The organism is Anaerolinea thermolimosa (assembly GCF_001050195.2).
Taxonomy (GTDB): Bacteria; Chloroflexota; Anaerolineae; order Anaerolineales; family Anaerolineaceae; genus Anaerolinea; species Anaerolinea thermolimosa.
This window is the reverse complement of the sequence record NZ_DF967965.1, coordinates 182,699-202,243: the sequence shown is the minus strand read 5'-3', so window position 1 is coordinate 202,243 and position 19,545 is coordinate 182,699. Positions and strand designations below refer to the sequence as shown.

The window sequence follows — 19,545 nt, the reverse complement described above, 5'->3', positions numbered from 1 at the left end:
CCAGAAATCGCCGGAATTCCTATCCCTTAAGACGATTCATAAATGTGTGCCGGAATTTCTCCAGCTTGGGAGCGATCACTACCCTGCAGTACCCTTGCTCCGGGTTCCTTGCAAAGTATTCCTGATGGTAATCCTCAGCAGGGAAGAACACTTCCATCGGAGCCAGCTCGGTTACGATGGGCCTGCCCCACGGGTTTTCGGCCTGCAATTCTGCCATCACCGTTTCAGCGATCGTTTTCTGTTCAGCCGTATGGTAAAAAATAGCCGAACGATATTGCGTTCCCACATCAGCGCCCTGCCGGTTGAGCGTGGTGGGGTCGTGGATAGAAAAAAAGACCTCCAGCAGCTCACGATATGTGATCTGCGACGGGTCGAAAGTGATCTGCACTGCCTCGGCATGGCCGGTCGTCCCGGTGCACACCTGCCGGTAAGATGGATGACGAACATGCCCCCCCGTATAACCCGAAACAACATCCACCACTCCCTTCAGGTCGTCGAACACAGCCTCCAGACACCAGAAACACCCCCCTGCCAGGGTAGCCACCTCCAGATGAGCTCCCGTGGATGCACCTTGTTCTTGCGATGATTGAACCATTTACCGATCCTCCTTTTAGCTCTACAATACCATTTAAAAGCTTTATTCTACCGTCATTCTCTCACCTTTTAGGGGTCATACAAACTTTTCCACAACCTGCCTTCCTGAGAGTACAATACCCCAAAGGATTGCTCGGTATTTGCAGATCATCCCATGCCCTGCCCTTTCTCCTCACCACCCCGGCCTGATCCGGTCAACCCGCAGTCAAACCGTGGCACTTCCGCAAGGCGGTCACACGGCACCATACTGCTCTGGGTGGTGAACATTGGCGCGTGGCTGCCGCTACTGCTCCTGGCTTTCGATGCCTTCACCGGCAGGTTGACGGTAAACCCCATTCAGGCCGCGGAACAACGCACCGGTGATATTGCCATCACCCTGCTCATCCTTTCGCTGGCATGTACTCCCCTCAACACCCTCCTGCGCTGGCCAAGCGTGCTCAAAGCACGTCGTCCCCTGGGGTTGTACGCCTATTTTTACGCCTTCCTCCATTTTCTCCTATTCATCGGCCTCGACTACGGCTTTAACGCTCGTTTGCTACTCCAGGCCCTCACAGAAAAGCCCTTCATCCTCGTGGGTCTGGCTGGATTTCTCCTGCTTTCGGCGCTGGCCCTGACTTCCTTCAACACCTGGAAGGTGCGCCTCGGGAAAAACTGGAAGCGCCTGCACCGCCTGACTTACCTCATCAACCTGCTGATTGTCCTTCATTTCGGTTGGGCGGTTAAAGGTGATTTCCTCCGCCTGCAGGGCGATGTCTTCCGGCCCTTACTGGCCGGGCTGGTAGTGCTCCTTTTACTTGGGCTGCGCCTCCCTGCTGTGCGGCGCCGACTTGCCGGGAAACTGCATACACTCCTTCCCTCAAGGAAAATCCATCCTGAGCGGTAAAACCTCCGTCCATTCCATTTTTTGGACAAACAACCGCAGAGCTATTATAATTTGCTTACAGGATAATATTTACCTTATTAAGAAGGATTTTGCATGAACCTCGACACCACCTCACCCGTTCTCCGATCGCCTGGCGATCCATCTATTTCCACCCTGCCCGACTCCTTTCAAAAACATCCCGTTCGCTCTGCCTGGCTTTTGTTCCTGGCTTATCTGGTTCTGGCAACCCTGGCTGGCCTCGCGGCCAAAGCCCTTTTTCCCCAATTCCAGCCCGAGTTTATCGCCCTGGTCGCCATGTCCATCGTCGTGGCCATTGCCCTTTCGGTCTGGCACTTATGGCACGAAGCCGGGTTTAACCCCCCATCTGCCTGGCGCGACGTGCGGCTGATGATCTTTCCGGCAATCGTAGTACTGGTCTTGCCTTTCCTTGGGGGCATTCAGCCGGTCGAATGGAAGAGCTTTCTCTATCTGGTCGTAGCGTATGCACTGACCGGTTTCATGGAAGAAGGCCTGATGCGCGGCATCGTGATGCGGGTGCTCAAACCTACCGGGGTAACACGGAGTGTAGTACTTTCCGCCCTCCTGTTTGCCTTAATCCATGTGGGTAACCTGCTTTATCGCAACCCGTTTATTGTTCTGGCCCAGATGGTAGGGGCATTTGTGCACGGGATCGGCCTCGGCGCCATCCGTCTCCGCACCAATACTATCTGGATTCCGGTCATTCTCCATGGTCTGCACGACCTGGCCCTGAAATATACCCGGTTTCCGGCCATTCCTCTGGATGTTCTCCAGGTTACCCTGTTGATGCTCTTTGGAATTTATCTCCTTCGAACATGGAAACCCACACCCGAAACCCCCGCCCTGTGAGGCCAGAAAAGCAAAGAGCAACCGGAAACCCTTCCTCCCATCCTGAGGTGCCACCCGGCCGCAGGGAAGATACCCTTGGCTTCGAACGGCTGGTTTTCTTCAGCGACGCGGTCTTTGCCATCGCCATCACCCTCCTCGCGCTTGAAATCCACCTCCCCGCAGGTGAAACGGCCCCAGATGACGCCCGGCTTTTCACTGCCTTACTGGAGATCTGGCCTCGGTATCTGGCGTATGCACTCAGTTTTCTCGTCATTGGCACCTTCTGGATCGGCCATCACCGGAAATTTCGACACATCCGGCAGTACGACCGCCGGCTTATCCTTCTAAACCTGCTCCTGCTGATGAGTGTGGCCTTCATTCCATTCCCTACCACCCTCATCAGCGACTCAACCAACCGCACCGCCACCATCTTTTATGCTCTGTCGATGACCTGCACCGGATTGCTCTCCGCAGGTCTGTGGTGGTATGCTTCCTCCCGCGCTTCTCTGATCGATCCTTCTCTTCCACCGGCTGAGGTTCGCCGGGAAGGGTTGCGCTCCCTGATCATCCCCGGGGTCTTCCTGCTTTCCATCGCTCTGGCCCTGATCCACTCTGATACCGCCCGATTCTTCTGGCTTTTGCTGGTTCCAGCCGCCTTCATCGGGCGGTGATTGTGATATACTCCGGGCGATGCAGAGGCAAAACTCAAAACTTCACGCCTGGTGGCTTGCCGCCCGCCCGCGTACTCTACCCGCGGCCCTCGCACCGGTCATCGTTGGTAGCGCCCTGGCCTGGAGTGATGGTCTATTTGCGCTCCTCCCCGCCCTGGCTGCCATGATGGGGGCACTGCTTATTCAAATCGGCGCGAACTACGCTAACGACCTCTTCGACTACCAGAAAGGTGTCGATAACGCCCATCGCCTCGGGCCACTGCGCGTTACCCAGGCGGGTTTGCTCAGCGAAGGTGAAATGATGCGCGGTACGGGGGTCGTTTTTGCCCTGGCTTCCCTCTGCGGCGTATACCTGATTTTTGTGGCCGGTTGGCCGGTCGCCGTTATCGGGCTGGCTTCTATCCTGGCAGCTCTTGCCTACACCGGGGGGCCACGGCCCTACGGTTACAGTGGATGGGGGGAAGTTTTCGTTTTTCTTTTCTTCGGTCTGGCGGCAGTGGCCGGGTCGTACTACGTCCAGGCCCGCCAGATCAACCTGGCCGCATTGGCCGCTTCCTTTCCGGTGGGTTTTCTGGTGGTGAACATCCTGGTTGTGAATAACCTGCGCGATATTCCCACCGACCGGGCCTCCGGGAAGCATACCCTGGCCGCCCGTTTCGGCGAAGCCTGGGCGCGCCGCGAATACCTGGTCATTCTGGTACTGGCTTACCTCAGCACAGGCATTCTGGCCCTTTCCGGGCTATTCACCCCATGGGTATTTCTGAGCTGGGGCTCACTGCCGGTGGCCGTGCGGCTGGCCCGGGCCGTCTGGCGCGATTCGGGACGCGCGCTGAACGCCTCTCTGGCTGGCAGCGGTCAGCTTGAACTGCTGTTTTGCCTGCTCTTCTCCATCGGGCTGATCATGGGTAAGATTTTCTGACCCCTTGTTCTTAACTTAACCCGTTTACTGACCCTGCCACCGGCAGAGGGTCTTCTCCAACCGATCTACAAGAAAATACAGCGATAACCCGAGCAGGCTCATCATCACAATCCCGGCGTACATGGCCGGATAATTGAGCAGCGTACTCCCCTGAAAGGCGATGTAATATCCCAGACCCAGATTGGTAGCAAAGAACTCCACCACATACAACACTGCCACCGCCGTGCCAATCGACTGGCGCAGGGCGGTCAGAATCGCTGGCAGGCTGGCCGGTAAATACACAAAGCGAAAGAGCGCCCGCCTTCCAGCTCCCAGGCTGCGCACCGAGAGGATCAGCTCAGGGCGCAGGGCCGCGGCCTGATCCCGCACCAGCACCAGAATTTGGAAGAAGAGCACCAGGAAGATCACCAGAATTTTGGAAAGATCCCCGATACCAAAGAAAAGTAACAGCACCGGGACAAAAACCACCTTGGGAATGGGATAAAGGATGTAGATTACCGGTAAGAAAACCTTGCTCAGTTTTCGGCTTTGCCCCAGCGCCAGCCCTGCTGGAGCCGCCAGCCCGATGGAAAGCGCAGTAGAGGCCACCACCCGCCAGAGACTCGCCAGGAAATGCCGCCAGAGATCCCCCTTCACCAGTTCCACCACAAGAGTTTTGGCCACCACCAGCGGCGCTGGCAGAATGGGTAACCGGACGATCCAGGCAAAAATCTGCCACAAGACCAGGAGTGTCGCCGTAGCCAGAAACAGATCGCGCCTTTTCATCGCCCCCCCAGTCTTGCCCGCAGTTCCCGGCACATCCCCTGATACGGCTCCGATTCCCGGTAAGATGGGCTTCCAGCACCGGGATTATCCAGAACGACTGCTTCCCGGTTGGGCGGCTGACCCAGCAAAAGGATTTTTTGCCCCACAAACGCGGCCTCCTCAATCGCATGGGTCACCATCACCAGCGTGAGGGCCTGTTCTCTCCACAGGTCAAGCACCAACCCCTGCAGACTTTCGCGGGTGGGGGCGTCCAGAGAGGAAAAAGGTTCGTCCATCAACAACACATCCGGGTGCAGCGCCAGCGTCCGTGCGATGGCGGTGCGCTGGCGCTGTCCTCCTGAGATTTGCCCCGGGAAATGATCAGCCACCTCCAGCAGCCCCAGCCGCTCCAGCCACGGGGTGACCTCCAGGGTAGGGCGGTAATCGCGCGGGGCGTGAGTGCCATCCGGCCCATAAAAATTACGGATGCGTAAACCGAGGGCGGCATTCTCACGCACGGTGGCCCAGGGTAACAGGCCATAATCCTGGATGATCAACCCGGTGTAGGGACGTGGGCGTGTGAGGGGCTGCCCATCGATGATCACCCTCCCCCCTGTTGGCTGGAGCAACCCGGCCAGCAGATGGAGCAGGGTGCTCTTTCCACACCCTGAAGGCCCCAGCACCGCCCAGACCTCACCCCGCGCCGCCGTCCAACTGAAATGGTCGAAGATCGGCGTTCCCGTCCCGTATCGAAAAGTGACCGATTCCAGGGTGATCATCCGGGGGCGCTTTCCTTGCTACTTGCCGGGCAAGAAATTCCCGTTGACACAATCAGCGTAGGGAATGTCCTTATCCAGATAACCCTTTTCTTTGGCCCAGGCCAGGGCATCATTGTACTGGGCTTCGGTGGGTACTCCGGCCTTAACAAATTGCGGTACCTGGAAGGTATCCACCAGCGCCGGTGGCAGAATCTTCTGCTCCACCAGAATCTGCTTCCATTTTGCCGGCTCTTTGTTGATCAAATCGGTGGCAGCCTCGATGCCCCGTAGAAAGCCTTTTACCGCCTCGGGGTTGGCCTCCAGCACTTCCTTGCGGAAACTCAATGTACTGAAACTGAATTCAGGATGGCGGGTATCCGCAAGCACCACCACCGAGCCGCCTTTGGCCGCCACGCTGGCCAGGGGTTCGGGTAACACTGCGGCATCCAGCTCACCACTCTGCAACAACGCCAGACGGCCATCGATCTTCGGGGTCGAAATAAATTTAACCTCCGAAGGATTGACCCCCTCGGCGCTTAACATTCGCTCGGTGAGGTAAGCAATGATCGTTCCCTCCGAAATCCCAATGGCCTTCCCTTTCAGATCGGCAGGGGTCGCAATGCCGGCGCCGGGGTATGCCAGCAATGTGAACAGAGCCGAGCCACTGGAAGCCGAGCGGGCATAACGCACCACCTGCACGCGCACACTCTCTTTATTGAAGAACATCGCCGAGAGCAATTCATTGATCATCCCGTCAGCCTGCCCTGAGGCAATGAGTTGATCACGCTCCGGCGCCGAAGCGGCAGGGATAAACTCCACCTTCACCCCGTTCTTCTCAAACAGCCCCTGATTTTGCGCCACCAGGATAGGCAACGTATCCAGAATAGGAAGGGCGACAATTTTCAACGTCACCGGCGCCGGGGTAGCCTGAGAAGAGGTCGGGGCACAGCCCGAAAGCATCCCCAGCCAGAGAGAAACTACCAGGAACGACAAAAGAACTCGCTTCATTGAGACTCCTCCGATAAGAGTAATCATCTCTGCGGCTGGCATGAAACATGCACGTCTTTCAGAAAGAGAACCGCCTTGCCGCAACCCTGGATGATAACACACCTAACAGTTGCTTTACAATCCATTTTTTAACCACGCCTGGGCTACTCCCTCAACTTGACACGACCCAACGGCTGTGTTAAAGTTGTAAAGGGTTTCTTTAAGGAATCCGCTTTTGCCTCAGAATCCCAGTAAGGAGCGCCACCTTGACTAGATCACGCACGCAAATGATGGTTGACCGGCTGCGCGAGCTGCAGGCTTCCTCTCCCGATATCGAAGCTTCGGCGGTGGTGAGCGTGGACGGTCTGACAATTGCCTCTGCCCTCCCGCAAGGCGTGGAAGAAGATCGGGTTTCGGCCATGTCTGCCGCCATGCTTTCCCTGGGTGAGCGCATTGCCACCGAACTGGGGCGCGGCTCTCTCGATCAGGTTTATATCAAAGGCGAAAAGGGCTACGTCGTCCTCATGTCGGTCGGCGAAGAAGCCGTGCTCACCGCGCTGGCCCGCGAACAGGCCAAACTCGGCCTGATCTTCCTGGATATGCGCCGGGCCGCCGAAGACCTGACCAAACTCATCTGAGAGGAAACCATTCATGGAGCCAATTCCCAAGAGCGGCCTGTATTACCCGAATAAAATTGCCCGTCTTGCCCTGGGAGCCCTCGAAGAGGTCATGGGGAAAAATGGCCTCAATGCCATCCTCAACCTGGCGGGGCTTTCTCATCTCATCGACAATCTGCCCGCTGATAACCTCGAACGGGCTTTTGACTTTGCCGATTTCTCCTCGCTTAACGGCGCGCTTGAAGAAATGTACGGCCCACGCGGTGGGCGCGGGCTGGCTCAACGCGCCGGGCGGGCCGTTTTCATGGAAGGACTGCGCAACTTCGGTGCCCTGGCTGGCGCAGGAGACCTGGCCTTTAAAATTCTCCCTTTGCCTACCAAGTTACGCATCGGCCTCCCCGCCATGGCAAAGATCTTCTCCACCACCAGCGACCAGCTCTCCACCGTCGAAGAGAAGGAAGACCACTTCGTCTACACCATCCATCGTTGTCCGGTGTGTTACGGGCGCCATACCGATAAGCCCTGCTGTCACATGGCCACAGGCTTACTCCAGGAAGGTCTGAAGTGGGTCTCCGGCGGGCGAGAATTCAAAGTCGTTGAAACCCATTGCATCGCCGCGGGTGACTCTACCTGCGATTTCGTGATTTACAAAGAGCCCATCGCCTGACCTTCTCCGTGTGGGAAGGGGGGTTGTGCATGACCGAAACCAAACCGACCATCTTGATCGTCGAGGACGACCTGGACATTGCCGATATGCTCACCGCATACTTCCGCGTCCAGGATTATGAAGTGCTGACGGTCAACTGGGGTGAAGATGGTATTCGCGCCGCTCAGAGCAACACCCCCGACCTGATCATCCTGGATATTCGCCTGCCCGACATCGACGGCTTCGAAGTGGCCCGGCGTTTGCGCACGAACCGCAAAACACGCACCATCCCCATTATTTTTCTCACCGAAAAGCGCGCCCGCGATGACCGGCTTAAAGGCCTGGAACTGCAGGCAGACGATTACATCACCAAACCATTTGATATTCAGGAGCTACGCCTGCGGGTGCGCAACACCCTTCAGCGTGCCAGCCAGCGTCCGCTCACCAGCCCCATCACCGGCCTGCCCGAAGGCACGCTGCTGGATGAAGCCCTGATCAACGCCATCGCCCATCGCCGCAACATACTGCTGGTGGTCTCTCTGCAACACATTGAACCCTTCCGCGAGGTGTATGGGTTTGTTGCCGCCGATGATATGCTCCGTGCGGTGGCGCTTTTGCTGCGCGATGTGGTGCGCGATTATGGTTCTGCCAGCGATTTTCTGGGGCAACTCTCCCCCACCGACTTTCTCATCATCACCCTGCCAGAGAACGCTCCCGGGCTGAAAGAACGTGTCCGAAAACAGTTAGAGCGCTCCTTCGACTTTTTTTACAGCGACAGGCACCGCGATAGCAACTCGTTCCAGGGGCAGAAGCTGGCTGTTCAAATCGGCGAGCTCTCCCTTCTGAACTCCCCATTAAACAGCCTGTCTGCGGTAAAATCGGAACTGGAGCGCTACTGTAAACCAACGTGAAAGTCACTTTTGTGATCCCCACTTATAACGAAGCGGAGAACCTGCCCAGATTGGTCTCCGCTTTATTCGATCTTCCTCTGCCAGAATTATCCCTGCTGGTCGTAGACGACAACAGCCCCGATGGCACCGGGCGTATTGCCGATGAACTGGCCGTGCAAACCTCAGGGCGGGTTGATGTGCTTCACCGCTCTGGCAAACTGGGGCTGGGTTCAGCCTATATCCAGGGGTTTCAACGCGCCATGCAGCAGGGAGCAGACGCCATCGGCCAGATGGATGCCGATTTCTCCCACCCCGTAGAAAAAGTGCCCGCGTTGATCGACGCCCTCCAGACCTGCGATTACGCCATTGGCTCGCGTTATGTACCCGGGGGCAGTCTGGATGAACGCTGGCCTTTCTGGCGCAAGGCGCTCTCGGGCTGGGGAAACTTCTACGCCCGCACCATTCTGGGGCTCCCAATTCGAGACGTCACGGGTGGCTTCAAGCTCTGGAAAGCTTCCACCCTGCGCGCCATGCCCCTTGAGCGGATTAAATCCAACGGATATGTCTTCCAGGTAGAAATGAACTACGTGGCCTCCCGTCTGGGGTTTCACGCCTGCGAGATTCCCATCTACTTTGCCGATCGGCGATGGGGACAATCGAAAATGAATTTCCGCATCCAGGTAGAAGCCGCTATACGCACCTGGCAGCTTCTGGGCATGTACCACGACCTGCAGAAGCAATAACCCCCCGTTAATCCAAACCCCGAGCCTGTGCCAGCGCAGCCCACTCTTCCAGAGTGAGGGTTTCAGCCCGACGTTGCGGGTCAATCCCGGCCCTTTCCAGCAGAGCACTACTTTCTGCCGTGGAAATCTGCAACCCGCCTGCCAGAGCGTTGCGCAGGGTCTTTCGCTTCTGGCTGAAGCCTGCTTTTGCCATCCGGAAGATCCCCTCGCGCGTACTTTCCGAATAGGGGAGCGTTTCGTAAAGGTCAATGCGCACCACCGCCGAATCCACCTTCGGCGGCGGAATGAACGCTCCTGCGGGAATACGTAACACTACCCTGGGGCGGCCATACATCTGCACACTCAGAGCCAGCAGGCTCATCTCCCCCGGCACGGCACAAATGCGCTCCGCCACCTCACGCTGCACAGTCAACACAATGCGCCTGGGCTTCACCCGTGCCTCAAGCAAATGCCGAATTAACGCCGAGGTGATGTAATAAGGGATATTCGCGGTAACGAAATAACCATCTTCATTCATCAGTGTTGCCGGGTCGAGCTGCAGGATATCACCCTGGACGATTTCCACGTTTCCCAGCCCGCCAAGTACATCTTCGAGCACCGGTAAAAGATGGGCATCCAGCTCCACCGCCACGACCCGCCGGGCAACTACCGCCAGCCAGCGCGTTAAAGAGCCCAGTCCCGGCCCCACCTCCAGAACCGCTGCGCCGGGTGGCAATTCTGCCGCCTGCACGATGCGCCGTAAAATGGAAGAATCGGCCAGGAAATTCTGCCCGAGGTCTCGCTGTGGCCTGAGCCCATGCGCCCGAAGGAGCGCGCCAATCTCCAGTGGCGGCAGGCTCAGGGTAAAATCGGCGGGACGTTCGCTGGAACCGGCGTCAGGAAGTAAACCGTCACTGTTTGTGCCCATGGAACATAGTCCTCATCACTGTACCCTAAATCTATCCAGTACACTCCGGCGATCCCTCCACCCACGTCGCCGATCACTCCCACCCCGTAACCGGGAATATACACACGTGCCCCTCGGAAGAGGCGATACCACGGCAGGGTCACCGCCACCACGCCTTTCTGTAAAAGCATTCCACTGGAGGTACTGCGGCTACACCGCCCTGTTCCCTGCTGGCAGGGTGAGTAGGAGGTGGCATATACCGGCACAGCCCGATAATATTCAAAAGTGCCCTCCGGGGTGTTGAGCGTTTTGACCACTGCCTGCGTGCCGTACCCCAGTACCTGATCCTGCGGCTCGGCGGCCACCCATTCGGCTTCGGTCTGGCGGCTTACCTCGCGTCCGTCCTCGTATCGCACCCGCTGGCGGCTCACCTTCACCCCAAACTTCCCCGGGGTGATCACCCGCCGCTGGTCGAGTTCCAGGGTGGGATCGGCCACCAGTTGTTTACCATAGGGTACATTCGTCTGCTGGAGGAGTACCTCTTCACGCACCCGCACCACGCGGATTTTCCCATCAGCGGGCAGGGGCGCGTCTTCCGGCGGCTGGCTGAAATCCAAACCCTGCAGCGAGAGACCCAGTTCTGCCAGAGCTTCACCTACCGTAACTGCCGCGGTACGCGAGGTTACTTCCTGGTCCTGCCACCGCACGGTTACCTGCCGGGCGCGGCGCATCTCCACTGCCACTGGCTCACGCAATGGCGTCTCCAGCGGTAAAGAGAGCCGATCTCCCGCCTTCAACGGCAGCCCGGCACGCCACAAAGCCTGCCCCAGTGTGTCACCGGCAGCATAGATCACCTGCCGGTTTCCATCCTGTTGAATCTCCACCCTTGTCGCCGGACGAAACTGCAGGTAAAGCCGGTCAGCCCTGGGCAAGGGGCGCGAAGGATCGATGCGAAGGCCATTCACCCAAACCTCATCTTCCGGGAAAAGCTTCAGGTTCAAAGCCGCCAGCAAATTTGCCGGAATACGCTCCGGGCTTTCGAAAGTCAGTGGAAGCCCCCCCGTCCAGACCGAAACCGGTCGGGCGTGCTCCAGCACCACCCTTCCATCGGCAGGAATCCAGGCCGCGAGAGAGGGATCGAGCCGATCAACCGGGCGCACCGGTTGCCCGGTATAACGAAGCACATCCTGCACGGTAAGGAACAGGCCGCGTACCTGCAGCACTTCACCGTCAACCACCAGGGTCACCGGCTGGGTGAAATATCCCCCCCATAAAAGCAATCCCAGCAAGATCAGACCGACCGGTAAAAGAACGCGATGAGTTGTGTTCATTCCATCTATCAAGCCCGGAAACGCCCGGACCCATTTCTCTGCGCATTATACCCGAATGCGCTCTCCAGGAAAAAAACCACCCGGGGTTTCCGGGTGGTCTGTGCCGAGGGACAGGATCGAACTGTCGACACCGCAATTTTCAGTCGCGTGCTCTACCAACTGAGCTACCTCGGCTTGCGTGTGTGATTTTACCCGTAAGGTGAAAACGTGTCAAGCTTTTAGCTCGCTCTTCGCTTGCCCTTCCAGGTTAGCCTCTGCCTCTTCCACCAGCACTTCCAGGAACAAAGCCACCAGGCGGGGGTCGAACTGCCTGCCAGCCTCGTTTACCAGATATTCAATCACTTTTTCCATCGGCCACGCCGATCGATAGGGACGATCGAAACTGAGCGCATCCCACACATCCACCACCGCGAACACCCGTGCCGCCAGAGGAATATCTTCACCGACCAGCCCGTAGGGATACCCGCTTCCATCCCAGCGTTCATGGTGATACTGCGGAATCACCAGCGCCGGACGCAGGTATTCAATCGTGGCAAGCATTTGCCGGGCCAGCTCAGGATGGCGGCGCATGATCTCCCACTCGGCTTCGGTTAGCTGACCCTCCTTATGCAGGATAGTGTCAGGTACGCCTAACTTGCCGATATCGTGCAAGAGAGCACCAATGCGAATAAATTCAATGGCCTCCTCTTCCACACCGGCCTTCCGCGCCAGCCGTACCGTGAGATCACTGACGCGCTGGCTGTGGCCCTCGGTTTCTTTATCCCGCAATTCCAGCGCCCGCGAAAGCCCGCGGATGGTGGCCTCGTAGGCTTCTCGCAGTTCTTCGTTGGAGTGTTGCAGGTCTTCCAGCAAGTTAGCGTTGTCAATGGCAATCGCCGCCTGCGCCGCCATCATCTCCAGAAAATCCATCCATGCGGGTTCAAAAGTCAGGGGAGCACGGCTGAAAATCTCCAGCACCCCCATTACCTGGTCTTTAGCCATTAACGGCAGTGCCGCATAAGATACAAAGTGCTCCGCGGCAAGCTGAGCCATTTTAAACCCCCGGGCCAGCTGTCCATCGGGCATGGTCAGGGTAATCGCCCGACGCTGGCGAGCGGCCCGGCCTGCGTAACTCTCTCCCATCCGTAAACGCACATCCGCCGGGTTTAAACTCCCCAGCCCCCGTCCGGTAACCCCTTCCAGCAGCTGCGTTTTCGGATTGTAACGCAACACCATCGCCGCATCTACCCCAAGCAGCTCAAGTAATTGAGCGTTGAGTAAATCAAGGGTAATTTTCAGGTCGGCGTTGGCCGAAATGGAAGCATCCACCAGTTGCAGGGCGGCCATCTGCCGGAGCTGGGTATTAATCCGCTCCTCGGCAAGCTTCCGCTCTGTAATATCCAGCAGATACCAATCAATATGGGTGGCCTGCCCGGAAGAATCACGGCTGATACTGGTAAAATCGTAGACCCAGCGCACCGCACCATCGGCTCGCACCAGCCGGTATTCCTGATCAAAAAAGCGCTCCTTCCCTTCCAGCTGCTTTCGCATTTTCTCCGCCACCTGTTCCCGATCCTCAGGATGGATTACCTGCCGGAAAAAGTCTTCCTGGCCGGTGAAATCGTGCGGCGAGTAGCCGTACTGGCTCACATTAGGCGACACATATTCCAGCCGGCGTTCTTTTCCTCCCTGAACCCGAAAAACCACCACTGGCCCCTCAGTAAATAACTGATACGAACGCCGCAGGGTCTCCTCAAAAGAAAGCCGCTCGGTGATGTCACGCACAACCCCGCGAAAACCCAGCAGATTACCATCTGCTCCACGCTGAGCACTCACCGCCATTTCGCCCGGGAAGGTGGAACCATCCGGGCGGCGGAAACGCATCACCGAATGATGAGGTAGCTTCCCGGCAGCCGCCTGCCGGAAGATTTCCTGTAAGCCGCGCAATTCGTCAGGCTCAAGCAGACGATCGAAGAGCTGATGGTTGCCCGTCTCCTGCTCGCCCAGCAGAGCCACTGCCGCCCGGTTAGCATAGCGAATACGGCGCATGGCATCCAGCTCGAAAACCATGTCCGGTAGCAAGTCGGCCATCTCACGAAAGCGCGCCTCGCTCACCTGCAGGGCCGCCTGGCGCTGTTGCACCTCCTGCTGCATTCGCTGAAAGCTGGCCGCAAGCTCGGCCACTTCCTGAAAACTGGAAACCACCGTATCGAAAGACACCCAGCGAGAGAAATCTCCCCGGGCAATCTGAGCAGTGCGTTCGTTAAGCAGCTTCAACGGGCGTAAAACAAGCTGGCTCACCTGCCGCCCAAACCGTAAAATCAGCCAGATGCACAGCCACGGGACAAACAGCAGCAAACCCACCAGCGCCGGAACAAATCCCACCCATCCCCCGGATACATTGGCCGCAGTGCGCATCACCCACCCGTTGGCAAGGCGGGCCGTCTCCACCAGCACCCACGTGCTTCCTCTTCGCTGAAGGCCGCTCCCGCCATCCATCGCTAAAACCTCACCGCTATACGCCAGGAGCGCCCCGGATGCATCAAACAGGCTTACCCCCCTGAGCTCATCGTTTTGCTTCACACTCTCCACCAGCCATTGCCGCAGGGTTTCCAGGCTTACCTCAGCCGCCAGACGGCCTCCATCAGCCAATGGCGTGGTCAGGTACACCACCCGCTTCCCGGTAAGAGGTGATGTGGCCGGGGTTGAAATGCTCACCTTCTCCCATTCACCTTCCTGCCCGGCAAATACCTGGTTCGAAAAATCCATCCCCACGTACCTCTGCCATTCCGGGGGTTGAATGGCCACCAGTTGCCCCCGCCCATCAAGACGGTAGAGCACATCCACCCGGGGCGCCGCCGCATGGAAAAGGTTAAGCGCCTCATCACCCCCGCCTGTCCGGGCAACCGCCAGCACCCCCTGCTGGATTAATCCCAGCTCCAGGGTCACCCGCTCCTCCAGATACCGGAGCAGCACCTGTTGGCGCATCTCCAACGCCCTGGCCGCTAGAGCACCCGCCGCCAGGCCGGTGAGCAGGGTAGCCAGCAACACCGGTAACAGCAGGTTGAGGGTCAACATGCGGCGAAGGATCACTTCTAAACGGCGGGAATGGAAAGTTGTTTTCACAGGGTCATTCCGAAAGACTCAGATACAACACTGCCTGCACATCGGTCAAACTCATTTTCCTATTAAACACCTAAAAGATGAAAAGTAAAGCACCCCATCCCCGGATAGATCGAGCCTCTCACAGGTTAAAAACATCTGCCCGGTTCGAGACATGAAACAAGGGTCAGGGTCAGGTCACTCTGGTGCTTCCCAATCGCGTCCTGCCCGAACGCAGCCGGGAATGGTAAAATCGTCCCGATCGGGGTATACTCGTGAACACCCCGGAGGTAAAGAGGATGAAACACGCCGTCAGCATCAGCATTGGCTCATCCAAACGCAATAAAACGGTTGAAATTTCCCTGCTTGGCGAAACTGTTCGCATCGAACGCATCGGCACCGACGGCGACCTGGAAAAGGCCGCTCAACTTTATCGAGAGCTCGATGGTCAGGTGGATGCCTTTGGAGTGGGCGGTACCGACCTGGGCTTTCTCGTCGGTAACCGCTGGTATCCTCTCCATTCTATCCGGCAGATCACCCGCTTCGTACGCCACACCCCGGTGGTAGACGGTAACGGCCTGAAGGCCACCCTTGAACCCCGCGCCCTGCACGCACTCCGGCAGGTAGCCGAAGCTCTTCCCCGGAAAACCGCTCTCGTAACCACTGCCGTAGATCGCTGGGGGCTGGCACGCGCCGCTGAGGAGGCCGGTTTACACTGTACCTTCGGTGACCTGATTTACTCCCTCGGCATTCCCCTTCCCATCCGCACCACCCGTGGCATTCGCGTTCTGGCAGCGGTGCTTCTCCCGCTGGTCAGCCGTCTGCCCTTCCACTGGGTTTATCCCGTCGGTGAATCTCAGGGAAAGCGTCACCCCACCCATACCCGTTTTTTTGACCAGGCCGATGTCATCCTGGGAGACTGCCACTACATCTACCGCTACATGCCTGAAAACATGCAGGGGAAAGTCATCATCACCAACACCACCACCCCTGAAGACGTGGCCGTCTTCAGAGAAAGCGGCGTGCGCTACCTGATCACCACCACCCCCGTGCTTGAAGGACGTTCTTTTGGCACCAACATGATGGAAGCCGCCATCCTGGCTGCCTCTGGCCGGAAAACCCCCGTAGATTATGCCCACCCCGGCGATTACTTCACCTGGCTTAACAACCTGCTTGATCAACTTCCTTTCACCCCAAAAGTGCAGGAGTTACAGGCATGAACGTCGTCGTTACTGCCGGTGGACGCCCCTCTCCTGGCGACCCTCTCTACCCGTTGACTCATGGAGAACCCAAGGCTCTGCTGGAGATTGCCGGGAAACCCATGGTGCAATGGGTGCTCGACGCGCTTAACGAAGCGCAGGCAGTAGAACGAATTATCCTCGTTGGGCTTCCCCCCCGGACTGAGCTCTTCAGCCGCCGCCCGCTGGAAATTCTCCCCGATCAGGGCGAGATGCTGGCCAACATTCAGGCCGGGGCGCATCACCTTGCCCGGCTTGACCCAACCTCCACCCATTTCCTGGTGTGTTCATCCGATATCCCCGCCCTGCGCGGTGAAATGGTAGACTGGTTGATCGAGCACGTACAGCAATCCAGGGCTGATCTCTATTACACCGTCGTTCAGCGGCAGGTGATGGAAGCCCGGTTTCCGCAATCTCGCCGTACCTACGTCCGCCTGAAAGGGGGAGAGTTCTGTGGAGGAGATCTGAACGCCGTCAGCCTGACGCTTGCCCTGGGCGAACATCCGTTCACCCGCAGGCTGATCGAAGCCCGCAAGAACCCCCTGCGTCAGGCCGCCCTGGTGGGGTTCGATACCCTCATTCTTCTGCTTCTGGGGCAGCTTGACCTCTCTCAGGCTGAGGCGCGCGTCAGCCACCGACTGGGCATGAATGGCCGCGCCCTGCCCTGCCCCTATGCTGAAATTGGCATGGACGTGGACAAACCCTTCCAGCTGGATCTGTTACGCGCTGATCTTTCTCATCCCTGAACCCCACGACCTCATGCTCCAGACCCTTCTCTCACTCGATGCCCGCCTGACCGCCCGCCTCCGCCTCCCTTCAGAGCACAGCCGGTGGTGGGCACCGGCTGTCTTTCTGGCCCATTCCGGCGATTCCTGGCTCTGGATGAGCGGGTTCCTCCTGCTCTGGCTGGTGGGCAACCCACCCTTACGCCGTTGGGCGGTGTTCTTTGCCGTAGCGGTGGGCATTCAGGCCCTGAGCATCTTTGCCCTCAAACAAACCATCCGACGCCAGCGCCCACCCGGTGAATGGGGTACCCTGTACCGTAATTTTGATCCTCACTCCTTCCCTTCCGGGCATGCTACCCGCGCCTTCTTGCTGGCTGTTCTGGCAGCCGGGAACGGCCCCACCTGGCTGAGCCTGGTGCTTGCCTTCTGGGCACCCCTCGTTTCACTGGCACGCGTGGCCACCGGCGTGCATTACCTCTCCGACATTGCCGCCGGAGCCATCCTCGGCCTGCTTATGGGCGGCGCGTTCCTTGCGGCCCAACCCACGCTGAGCACCATGCTTTCCTTCCTGTTTTAACACCCCGAAAACATTAAAATAAGTTAAGAGTTGGATGAGAGTTTGAGATTCGGCCCCCATCGGGCCCGTTTTGTAGCCTGTTTTGTAGCCTCCCCCCTGCTAGGATAAAAACATCAAATTCCAGTTTTTTCGGAGGGAGACCATGAAAACCGCTTTTCAACTCTTCATCACCCGCATGGATGGCCAGAAAGTTCGCCTGGCGCTGTTGATCCTCACCCTTGTTCTTTTCATCCTGGGCGCTGGCGCCCCCGAAGATACCGGCGGTTTCTATCACTAAACCGGCATGTTTCTCCTATCAGCGGTCCTCCTGGGATTGACTGCCACGCTGATCCGCGCGGCGATCTTTCGGCGTCCCCTGCGCTCCTATGAGGTCCGCGGTAGCTGGCTGGTCTTCGTTGCCTTCCTGCCGCAACTCTTCGCCTTCGTTCTGCCCACCCGGGCAACCTTCCCCGATCACTGGGCCCCCGCTGCACTCGTGACTTCACAAATCGCCCTGCTGATCTTCGCTCTCCTGAACTTTTCCAAACCGGGGTTCTGGCTACTCTCTCTGGGGCTGATCCTCAATCTGACCGTCATCCTCCTTAACGGCGGTCTGATGCCGATCAGCCCCGAGACGGTAGCTGTGATCTTCCCCCAAACCGCCGCCAGCCTGCCCCTCGGAGAACGCCTCGGCACCGGAAAAGACATCCTGCTCCCCACCGAGCAGACCCGCCTGGGGTTCCTCTCCGATCGCTTTCTCATCCCTTATGGCGCCGGTCATTACGTAGCCTTCAGCCTGGGAGACGCCCTGGTTTCCTGCGGGATTATCCTCGCGCTCTGGGCCCTCAGCGCCCCCGCCACACATCCCCTGGCAACCGGGCCCAACCAGAGTTTATCGATTTCGCAATGAAAGAAGGGAAACGACCATGGTTACCCAATTTCATGAAAGTAATCTCACCGGACCTTCCGAAACCTATCCCCAGCAGGAGCTCAGCCGCCTGCTTACCGCGGCGGTGATCAGTTCTCAATTCCGAAAAATGCTCCTCACCAACCCCGATAAGGCTATCGCCGCCGGCTATGGTGGTGAAAGCTTTCAGCTTCCCAGAGAAGAAAGAAAACGCCTGGCCTCTATTCATGCCACCAGCCTGGCCGAATTTGCCTCGCAGTTGCACAACCTCGATTCTTCACGGCAAAGCAGTGCTCCTGCCGCCGCCGATTAATGGCTCCGGGTCTTCACCTCCCGGTTCTGGCAGTGGAAGCTCCTCCCTGTCCGGATAAGGACCCCACCTATGGCTACTGGTAGCAGTTTACAGTTAACCCATCTTTATCGGCGAACCGCCCCACGCGCGGACGTTTTTTCGCGCGAGCGGTTAAATCACTTTTTTAACCTCAGCCGGCAGCTGGTAGCGACCAACCGGCTTGAAACTCTGCTGGATTACATCGCCAGTAACGCGGTAGATATTTTTCAGGTGCAGTTCTGCCGAATTTACACTCTGGAAACTGATCGCACGCTATATACGCAGGCGCTTCACTTCCACCCGGCTTTTCCGCCAGCACTGCAGGAACAGGTACGCCACCTGCGGCCCGATCTTTATATCCCGGAGGGTTATTTGACCTGCACCCAGCCTTTGATCATAAGCGCGGAGGATTCCGCCTTTCCGCTGCCAGTGCGCCGCCGCCTGGGCTTGCATCTGGTTGACAACGTTTGCCTCGCCCCATTGTGTGTGGATGGCGAACCCGTTGGGTTGCTCACCCTGGGCGACCGCTGGACCCCGGAGGACGGAGAACGCCTGCGCCTGGTAACCCTGATGGCCGACCAGGCCGCAAGCGCTATTTACCGCGCGCGTTTGAGCAGCCGCCTCAAAGAAAGCCAGCTCGAAACCGTGCTCGCTCTGGCTAAAGCGATCGAAGCTCGTGATAACTACACCGGCAACCACAGCGATAGAATGACCGAACTGGCTGTGCGCACTGCGGTTGCCATGAACTGCTCGCAGGAAGAAATTCAGGCCATTCGCTGGGCCTCCCTTCTCCATGACATCGGCAAAATCGGCATTTCGGACGAAGTCCTCCATAAACCTGCTCCGCTCAGCTCCCAGGAATGGGAAGTCATCCGTTCCCATCCCCAGAAAGGCGCAGAGATCATCCTCATGGTTTCCAATCTGGAACATGTGGCCATGCTTGTTCTTGCCCACCACGAAAAATACGATGGCAGTGGTTATCCCTTCGGGTTGAGCGGCACACGCATCCCTCTCGGAGCGCGCATTCTCACCGTCGCCGATGCGTATTCGGCCATGGTGGATGGACGTGTCTACCGCCCTCCCCTCTCCCACGAGGAAGCCATCGAAGAACTGCTCCGCTGTGCGGGCACGCAGTTCGATCCTCAGGTGGTACAGGTGTTCATCAGCCTTTTTAACTGACAAATACTGACGG

The 19,545-nt window shown here is 58.0% G+C and carries 22 protein-coding genes and 1 tRNA gene; 15 read left to right on the top strand and 8 right to left on the bottom strand.

Annotated elements, in window-relative coordinates:
• Window positions 1-19: 19 nt before the first annotated feature.
• Window positions 20-595, bottom strand: coding sequence for a peptide-methionine (S)-S-oxide reductase MsrA (gene msrA, locus ATHL_RS00905; protein WP_062188846.1), 576 nt, complete (start codon window positions 593-595; stop codon window positions 20-22).
• A gap of 153 nt (window positions 596-748) precedes the next feature.
• Between msrA and ATHL_RS00900 the strand changes: the two genes are divergently transcribed.
• From ATHL_RS00900 to ATHL_RS00885, 4 genes are all read left to right on the top strand, one after another.
• Entirely contained in the window at window positions 749-1,477 is a 729-nt protein-coding gene (locus ATHL_RS00900) for a protein-methionine-sulfoxide reductase heme-binding subunit MsrQ (protein ID WP_062188845.1), read from the top strand.
• A 93-nt stretch (window positions 1,478-1,570) separates the two neighbouring features.
• Window positions 1,571-2,344 (top strand): CPBP family intramembrane glutamic endopeptidase, encoded by a 774-nt coding sequence (locus ATHL_RS00895; protein ID WP_062188844.1) that lies wholly within the window; start codon window positions 1,571-1,573, stop codon window positions 2,342-2,344.
• Window positions 2,311-2,994: a TMEM175 family protein gene (locus tag ATHL_RS00890; RefSeq protein WP_084001069.1), complete on the top strand. Its 684-nt coding sequence runs from the start codon at window positions 2,311-2,313 to the stop codon at window positions 2,992-2,994. The genes ATHL_RS00895 and ATHL_RS00890 overlap by 34 nt, the downstream gene beginning before the upstream one ends.
• Before the next feature lie 19 nt (window positions 2,995-3,013).
• Entirely contained in the window at window positions 3,014-3,913 is a 900-nt protein-coding gene (locus ATHL_RS00885; RefSeq protein ID WP_062188843.1) for a 1,4-dihydroxy-2-naphthoate polyprenyltransferase, read from the top strand.
• Window positions 3,914-3,937: 24 nt separating this feature from the next.
• Here the strand turns inward: ATHL_RS00885 and ATHL_RS00880 are convergent, their stop codons facing one another.
• From ATHL_RS00880 to ATHL_RS00870, 3 genes are read right to left on the bottom strand one after another with little or no spacing between them, the layout of a single operon-like run.
• On the bottom strand, window positions 3,938-4,678 hold the full coding sequence (locus ATHL_RS00880; protein WP_062188842.1) for an ABC transporter permease: 741 nt from the start codon (window positions 4,676-4,678) through the stop codon (window positions 3,938-3,940).
• The gene (locus ATHL_RS00875) at window positions 4,675-5,436 is read right to left on the bottom strand and encodes an ABC transporter ATP-binding protein (RefSeq protein WP_062188841.1); all 762 of its coding nucleotides are present in this window, start codon (window positions 5,434-5,436) and stop codon (window positions 4,675-4,677) included. Before ATHL_RS00875 ends, ATHL_RS00880 begins: the two co-directional genes overlap by 4 nt.
• Before the next feature lie 18 nt (window positions 5,437-5,454).
• Entirely contained in the window at window positions 5,455-6,423 is a 969-nt protein-coding gene (locus ATHL_RS00870; protein ID WP_062188840.1) for an ABC transporter substrate-binding protein, read from the bottom strand.
• A gap of 266 nt (window positions 6,424-6,689) precedes the next feature.
• Between ATHL_RS00870 and ATHL_RS00865 the strand changes: the two genes are divergently transcribed.
• Genes ATHL_RS00865 through ATHL_RS00850 form a run of 4 tightly spaced genes read left to right on the top strand, consistent with a single transcriptional unit; the run spans window position 6,690 to window position 9,298 of the window.
• Complete coding sequence (locus ATHL_RS00865) at window positions 6,690-7,040, top strand: roadblock/LC7 domain-containing protein (RefSeq protein WP_062188839.1); 351 nt, start codon at window positions 6,690-6,692, stop codon at window positions 7,038-7,040.
• Window positions 7,041-7,053: 13 nt separating this feature from the next.
• A complete protein-coding gene (locus ATHL_RS00860) occupies window positions 7,054-7,686 on the top strand; it encodes a V4R domain-containing protein (protein WP_062188838.1) in 633 nt (210 codons plus the stop codon).
• Window positions 7,687-7,715: 29 nt separating this feature from the next.
• Window positions 7,716-8,576 (top strand): response regulator, encoded by an 861-nt coding sequence (locus ATHL_RS00855; protein WP_062188837.1) that lies wholly within the window; start codon window positions 7,716-7,718, stop codon window positions 8,574-8,576.
• The gene (locus tag ATHL_RS00850) at window positions 8,573-9,298 is read left to right on the top strand and encodes a polyprenol monophosphomannose synthase (protein WP_062188836.1); all 726 of its coding nucleotides are present in this window, start codon (window positions 8,573-8,575) and stop codon (window positions 9,296-9,298) included. The genes ATHL_RS00855 and ATHL_RS00850 overlap by 4 nt, the downstream gene beginning before the upstream one ends.
• A gap of 7 nt (window positions 9,299-9,305) precedes the next feature.
• On the opposite strand, the gene rsmA is transcribed toward ATHL_RS00850, so the two are convergent.
• The 4 genes from rsmA to ATHL_RS00830 form a co-directional block, all read right to left on the bottom strand.
• Entirely contained in the window at window positions 9,306-10,205 is a 900-nt protein-coding gene (gene rsmA / locus ATHL_RS00845; RefSeq protein ID WP_084001067.1) for a 16S rRNA (adenine(1518)-N(6)/adenine(1519)-N(6))-dimethyltransferase RsmA, read from the bottom strand.
• A complete protein-coding gene (locus tag ATHL_RS00840) occupies window positions 10,136-11,515 on the bottom strand; it encodes a ubiquitin-like domain-containing protein (protein WP_062188835.1) in 1,380 nt (459 codons plus the stop codon). Before ATHL_RS00840 ends, rsmA begins: the two co-directional genes overlap by 70 nt.
• 101 nt (window positions 11,516-11,616) lie before the next feature.
• Window positions 11,617-11,689: transfer RNA gene (locus tag ATHL_RS00835), tRNA-Phe, on the bottom strand.
• 36 nt (window positions 11,690-11,725) lie between these two features.
• Entirely contained in the window at window positions 11,726-14,620 is a 2,895-nt protein-coding gene (locus ATHL_RS00830; protein ID WP_062188834.1) for an HD domain-containing phosphohydrolase, read from the bottom strand.
• Window positions 14,621-14,895: 275 nt separating this feature from the next.
• Here ATHL_RS00830 and ATHL_RS00825 point away from each other — a divergent pair, with 275 nt between their 5' ends.
• The 7 genes from ATHL_RS00825 to ATHL_RS00800 all read left to right on the top strand — a co-directional run bounded on the left by ATHL_RS00825 (window position 14,896) and on the right by ATHL_RS00800 (window position 19,532).
• Window positions 14,896-15,816 (top strand): hypothetical protein, encoded by a 921-nt coding sequence (locus ATHL_RS00825; RefSeq protein ID WP_062188833.1) that lies wholly within the window; start codon window positions 14,896-14,898, stop codon window positions 15,814-15,816.
• A complete protein-coding gene (locus ATHL_RS00820) occupies window positions 15,813-16,580 on the top strand; it encodes a nucleotidyltransferase family protein (protein ID WP_062188832.1) in 768 nt (255 codons plus the stop codon). The genes ATHL_RS00825 and ATHL_RS00820 overlap by 4 nt, the downstream gene beginning before the upstream one ends.
• Window positions 16,507-17,136, top strand: coding sequence for a phosphatase PAP2 family protein (locus tag ATHL_RS00815; protein ID WP_272897318.1), 630 nt, complete (start codon window positions 16,507-16,509; stop codon window positions 17,134-17,136). Before ATHL_RS00820 ends, ATHL_RS00815 begins: the two co-directional genes overlap by 74 nt.
• Window positions 17,137-17,278: 142 nt before the next feature.
• The gene (locus tag ATHL_RS19455) at window positions 17,279-17,413 is read left to right on the top strand and encodes a hypothetical protein (protein WP_272897317.1); all 135 of its coding nucleotides are present in this window, start codon (window positions 17,279-17,281) and stop codon (window positions 17,411-17,413) included.
• A 6-nt stretch (window positions 17,414-17,419) separates the two neighbouring features.
• On the top strand, window positions 17,420-18,025 hold the full coding sequence (locus ATHL_RS00810) for a DUF5317 family protein (protein ID WP_062188830.1): 606 nt from the start codon (window positions 17,420-17,422) through the stop codon (window positions 18,023-18,025).
• Between the two features lie 16 nt (window positions 18,026-18,041).
• Window positions 18,042-18,335, top strand: a complete 294-nt coding sequence (locus ATHL_RS00805; protein ID WP_062188829.1) for a hypothetical protein — start codon at window positions 18,042-18,044, stop codon at window positions 18,333-18,335.
• Window positions 18,336-18,404: 69 nt separating this feature from the next.
• Entirely contained in the window at window positions 18,405-19,532 is a 1,128-nt protein-coding gene (locus ATHL_RS00800; RefSeq protein ID WP_062188828.1) for an HD domain-containing phosphohydrolase, read from the top strand.
• Window positions 19,533-19,545 lie beyond the last annotated feature (13 nt).